This window comes from Okeania sp. SIO2B9 (assembly GCF_010672505.1).
Taxonomy (GTDB): domain Bacteria; phylum Cyanobacteriota; class Cyanobacteriia; order Cyanobacteriales; family Microcoleaceae; genus Okeania; species Okeania hirsuta.
The window spans coordinates 1-4,464 of sequence record NZ_JAAHGK010000606.1 but is presented as its reverse complement, the minus strand read 5'-3'; the positions used below and the strand labels follow the sequence as shown (position 1 = coordinate 4,464).

6 protein-coding genes are annotated in these 4,464 nt (G+C 37.0%); 3 read left to right on the top strand and 3 right to left on the bottom strand.

Features of this window, described 5'->3' with window-relative positions:
- Positions 1 to 213 precede the first annotated feature (213 nt).
- Both F6K13_RS20020 and F6K13_RS20015 read left to right on the top strand, forming a co-directional pair.
- On the top strand, positions 214 to 723 hold the full coding sequence (locus F6K13_RS20020; protein WP_124147389.1) for a GNAT family N-acetyltransferase: 510 nt from the start codon (positions 214 to 216) through the stop codon (positions 721 to 723).
- A gap of 186 nt (positions 724 to 909) precedes the next feature.
- Positions 910 to 1,611: an SDR family oxidoreductase gene (locus tag F6K13_RS20015; RefSeq protein WP_124147388.1), complete on the top strand. Its 702-nt coding sequence runs from the start codon at positions 910 to 912 to the stop codon at positions 1,609 to 1,611.
- 2 nt (positions 1,612 to 1,613) lie between these two features.
- Here the strand turns inward: F6K13_RS20015 and F6K13_RS20010 are convergent, their stop codons facing one another.
- The 3 genes from F6K13_RS20010 to F6K13_RS20000 all read right to left on the bottom strand — a co-directional run bounded on the left by F6K13_RS20010 (position 1,614) and on the right by F6K13_RS20000 (position 3,983).
- Positions 1,614 to 1,766 carry a hypothetical protein gene (locus F6K13_RS20010; protein ID WP_205127545.1) on the bottom strand — a complete coding sequence of 51 codons (153 nt, stop codon included), beginning with the start codon at positions 1,764 to 1,766 and terminating at the stop codon, positions 1,614 to 1,616.
- Positions 1,767 to 1,769: 3 nt separating this feature from the next.
- A complete protein-coding gene (locus F6K13_RS20005) occupies positions 1,770 to 2,309 on the bottom strand; it encodes a DJ-1/PfpI family protein (RefSeq protein ID WP_205127544.1) in 540 nt (179 codons plus the stop codon).
- A 339-nt stretch (positions 2,310 to 2,648) separates the two neighbouring features.
- Positions 2,649 to 3,983 (bottom strand): DUF58 domain-containing protein, encoded by a 1,335-nt coding sequence (locus F6K13_RS20000; protein ID WP_124147387.1) that lies wholly within the window; start codon positions 3,981 to 3,983, stop codon positions 2,649 to 2,651.
- Between the two features lie 141 nt (positions 3,984 to 4,124).
- Between F6K13_RS20000 and F6K13_RS19995 the strand changes: the two genes are divergently transcribed.
- The gene (locus tag F6K13_RS19995; protein WP_287288150.1) at positions 4,125 to 4,406 is read left to right on the top strand and encodes an element excision factor XisH family protein; all 282 of its coding nucleotides are present in this window, start codon (positions 4,125 to 4,127) and stop codon (positions 4,404 to 4,406) included.
- Positions 4,407 to 4,464: the final 58 nt, after the last annotated feature.

The window sequence follows — 4,464 nt, the reverse complement described above, 5'->3', positions numbered from 1 at the left end:
TGATATTATAGCAGTATTTTCTTTAGCGTTTGATAATAAATTTGACTAAAAGCTCACTACCAAATACTATAAACAAGTATTAGATTACATTGCCCTTAATTATGGCAATAATATTTTACTAGAAGATATGGCAGCAAAAGTCAATCTTAGTTCTTCCCATTTCTCCCGATTGATAAAATTGATATAACTCTAAACTATAGATAGTTTTAAATTATGGCTTACTTAGAAACACAACGTCTTATATTGAGAGACTTTCACCAACAATACCTGTATCAGCTTGCACCAATTCTTGCTAATTCAAAAGTTATGAAATTTTCTCATACTGGAATTTTATCACCCTTACAAACCAAAGAAAAAATCCATAGTTTTATTAATTCATACAAAAAAAATAGATTTGAAAAGTGGGCTGTTATCCTCAAAGAAACTAACAAATTAATCGGCTATTGTGGAATTGCAATAGAAGAAATTGACAAAGTGCATGAGCAAGAGATTGGATATCGATTTGCTCCTGAGTTTTGGGGTAATGGGTTGGCAACTGAAGCAGCATTAGCAACAATTCAATACGCATTTAAACAACTCAAATTTCCATACATCCTGGGAATTGTTGAACGAGAAAATATAGCATCAGTAAAAGTGCTGGAAAAGTTGGGTATGAGATACGAAAATCAAACTATATTTCATGGCATTAAAATGGATATCTATCGGTTAAATGCCTCGCCCTAAGATTGTATTAAAGCAGCAAAAAATCAAAAAAAAATCTTTTTGCAAATACTATCTGTTCTAAGGAGAAGTCATTATTCATTATTAATTGTTAATTATTAATTGTTGAACTGTAGCTATTCCAATCAAGCTCATTTCTCCCGTTGAAAAATATAAAGTGAAGTACCCAATACAAAAGGTAATATAAACTTGAAAAATCATTTTAATAAAGTCGTAGTAATTGGTGCTAGTCGTGGTGTAGGTGCTGCTGTTGCGGAACACATTGTACCTTCCACTACCGAACTCATCACAGTTTCTCGTTCTCCTTCTAACTTTGGTAATTGGATCGAAGCTGATATTAGCAACAAAACCGGAATTGAAATTGTTACTAATGCTGTAGGTAATTCTCCGTTAGATGCACTTTTATATATGGGTGGTACTTGGGAAACTCAAGCTTTTACCAGCGAATATTCCTTTGAAAAATGTTCCGATCGAGATATAGAAAACGTAATAGCAGTAAATCTTGTAGCACCTATTCGTTTAGTAAAATCTCTATTACCCACACTGCGTCAAGCAACAAATCCTAAAATAATTTTTATGGGTGCGTTATCGGGTTTAGATAATTTTCCAGCACGGGAAGTCGCCAACTCCGCGTCAAAATTTGGTCTTCGAGGTGTAGTTCATGCACTGCGGGAAGAACTCCGTAAAGATCGTATTGCAGTAACAATTATTAACCCTGGGGATATTGTTACTCCTGAAGTATTAGACGACCTCAAACAAGCTGGAAAATCAGAAACCGATGCCATTCCGTTATCAGATTTATTAAGCGTAATTGACTGCGTACTTTCTCTGTCGCGCTCGACTTGTATCAAAGAAATTCAACTCCCGGCGATGAATGCTAAAGGTGCATGATATTATTTTTTAATCTTTAACATTGTTTCTTTCGTTTGATGTAAAAATGCCTCAATTAACGGTTTTCCAAACTGCAAAAATGGTTCTACAATTTCATTGCCTGCTGTCTCTGGAGTACCAGAATTAAAAGTAGGTATCGGATTATATTCCATCATTAATTATGTCATTTTAGCCATTTCTTCTCCCCAAATTAGACTTACTAAAGTTAGACCAAAATCAATGCCTGAAGTAACCCCTGCTCCAGTAATTCGATTCCGATCGACAACAACTCTTTCAGGAATAACTTCAACTCCTAACATGGCTAAATGTTCTCGAAATGCCCAATGACAAGTTGCTTTATAACCTTGTAAAAGATTAGCTGCTGCTAGAATTAATGAACCAGTACAGACGCTAGTTATATATTTGGTGGTGTTGCTTTTCTGTTGTAAAAAACTGATGATTTCCGCATCTTTCATCACTTCAATTTGCCCCATCCCACCACCAGGAATACAAATCATATCTAATGTTGGACAATTATCTAGTGTCGTTGTTGGCGTAATTAATAATCCTTCATTACTCACAACAGGAGTTAAAGTTTTCCACAGTAAATGTATTTTTGTATCAGGTGGAAAAGCTAGAACTTGATAAGCTCCCATTACATCTAATTGAACCACATCTGGATAAACTAAAAAGCCAATATTAAATTCTTTTGTCATCATCAAATATTGCAATAAAATGTTTTGTCTGAAATAATTGTCAAGGAAAAATGTTTATTTGAATAGTATCCAAGTGGGTATATTTTTCAGATATGAACAGCCTAATAAAAAAACGCGAACATATCAAAAGCTTAAAACTTAGATCAAGCCAAATTTTCCTTTTCTAGCAGATAACTTATCCCCTAGATGACCTTCTTCCTTATTTCTCTAATTTAAATTTACAAAGTCCAGTCACTTACTAAAAGATATCTCCAATAATAAAAAATCAAATCAATTATCGTACAGAAATTATCAATTATTTCTCCCCTACTCCCTACTCCCTACTCCCTACTCCCTACTCCCTTAAAGTAAATTCCTAGATTTGAGCTGCAAATATCTATCTACCAATTCTGTGCTAATTTGATTTGCTGGCGCATCTAAAACCAAAACTCCTTTCTGTTTCAACTGAGTAAAAGCAACTTGTCTTTGAGATAATAAATCTATTGCTACAGCACGAGTATAAGCAGCATGACTTTTTTCATGTACCTGCTGATGTTCTCCAGAAACAGTGGGAGTATGAGCTAATTTTTCCACCAATGGGTCGCACAAAGCCACACAAAACGGTAAATAACGAGGCGTTAACCTTGCCAATGCTGCCAACAGTTCCGCAGAAGCAGTAGTATCCACAATATCAGTAATTACGACTACCAAAGCACGACGGGTTTGTTGCTTAACCACTCTAGTAACTGCTTCGACATAATCTGGTTCCCGCAAAACTGGTTGAATAGGTGTCAGACTTTCAATTAATTTTGATAATTGATTTTTTCCCCTCTCCGGTGGTATCCAAGTGCTGAGTTGACGCTCAAATACTCCCACACCCACACGATCGCCCCTACTCAACCCTGCCATTGCTAATGACAAAGTAGCATTCAAACCCCAGTCAAACCGTTTTAAACTCTGCACCTGGGCAGTCATCAACCTCCCCCCATCAAGTAAAATAATCAAAGTTTGCTCCGTTTCTGGTTCCAATACCCGCACTAAGGGGCGACTACGACGAGCAGTAGCTTTCCAGTCAATGAAGCGTATATCACCACCAATACCATATTCCCGGAGTTCGGAAAATTCTGTTCCCATTCCCAGAGGTCGCTTTTGACGCATCGTGCCAGTATTTTGTAGAGAGAGACGGATCGAGAGCGATCGTAACCCCAGCAAATCTGGGTAAACTGCCACCTGTTGACTTGCCGGAACTTGCCATTGCTGCCACGCTAAACCCCACTGTCCCAATTGTCGCGCCCGAATATTTCCCCACTGAAACTCACCTCGTTTATCGGGGTTGACATGATAAGTTAATTCTTGACTGCTGTTAGGTTCAACTATTGCTGAGAGAGTAGTAGAGGAAGTTGCAAATTCTGGGGGATAATCATCATGCAAGATAATATTTGCCCTGTGTTTGCCAGACTTAACCGATATAGTAATATCATTATCTCGCCCAATGGAAAGCTTCTCTAAAGGGTAGCGCGCTAGTTTGACTCGATGAGGTTTCACTGTAACTCCATCCCAAACAGCCAAACTACAGATAATCACATCAAACAGTGCTAGTGCCATCAAACTTATTTGTCGGTCGAGCAAAATAGTGATGACTGGCGCAACAACCATTCCTAACAATAATAGTAAATATAAACGTTTTGAAGGAATCATTTCGAGTCATACCAAATTCAAAAAATAATCCTAAAAATTAGGACTTGTTAAGTAGATTAATCATATCAAATTTATTATAATTAATAACTGTATAATAGGTTTTGGCTTTTGCAAGATAAGCTTGTATTAAGTTAGGTTGAAATGGCAAAAGATATTTACCATCAGATAGTTAAAACAGCATTGGTGAAGGATGGATGGACAATTACTGACGACCCTTTACGACTTCAATTCGGTAGTCGGACGCTTTATGCAGATTTGGGGGCAAAAAAGCTTTTGGCCGCTCAAAAGGAGGGACAACGAATTGCAGTAGAAATTAAAAGCTTCTTAGGTGTATCCCCTATTAAGGATTTAGAACAAGCGTTGGGTCAATACATTATCTATGCACAAATTTTGTCCCAGCAAGCTCCAGAACGTTTGTTATAAATCCTTAATAGGGGATACACCTAAGAAGCTTTTAATTTCTACTGCAATTCGTTGTCCA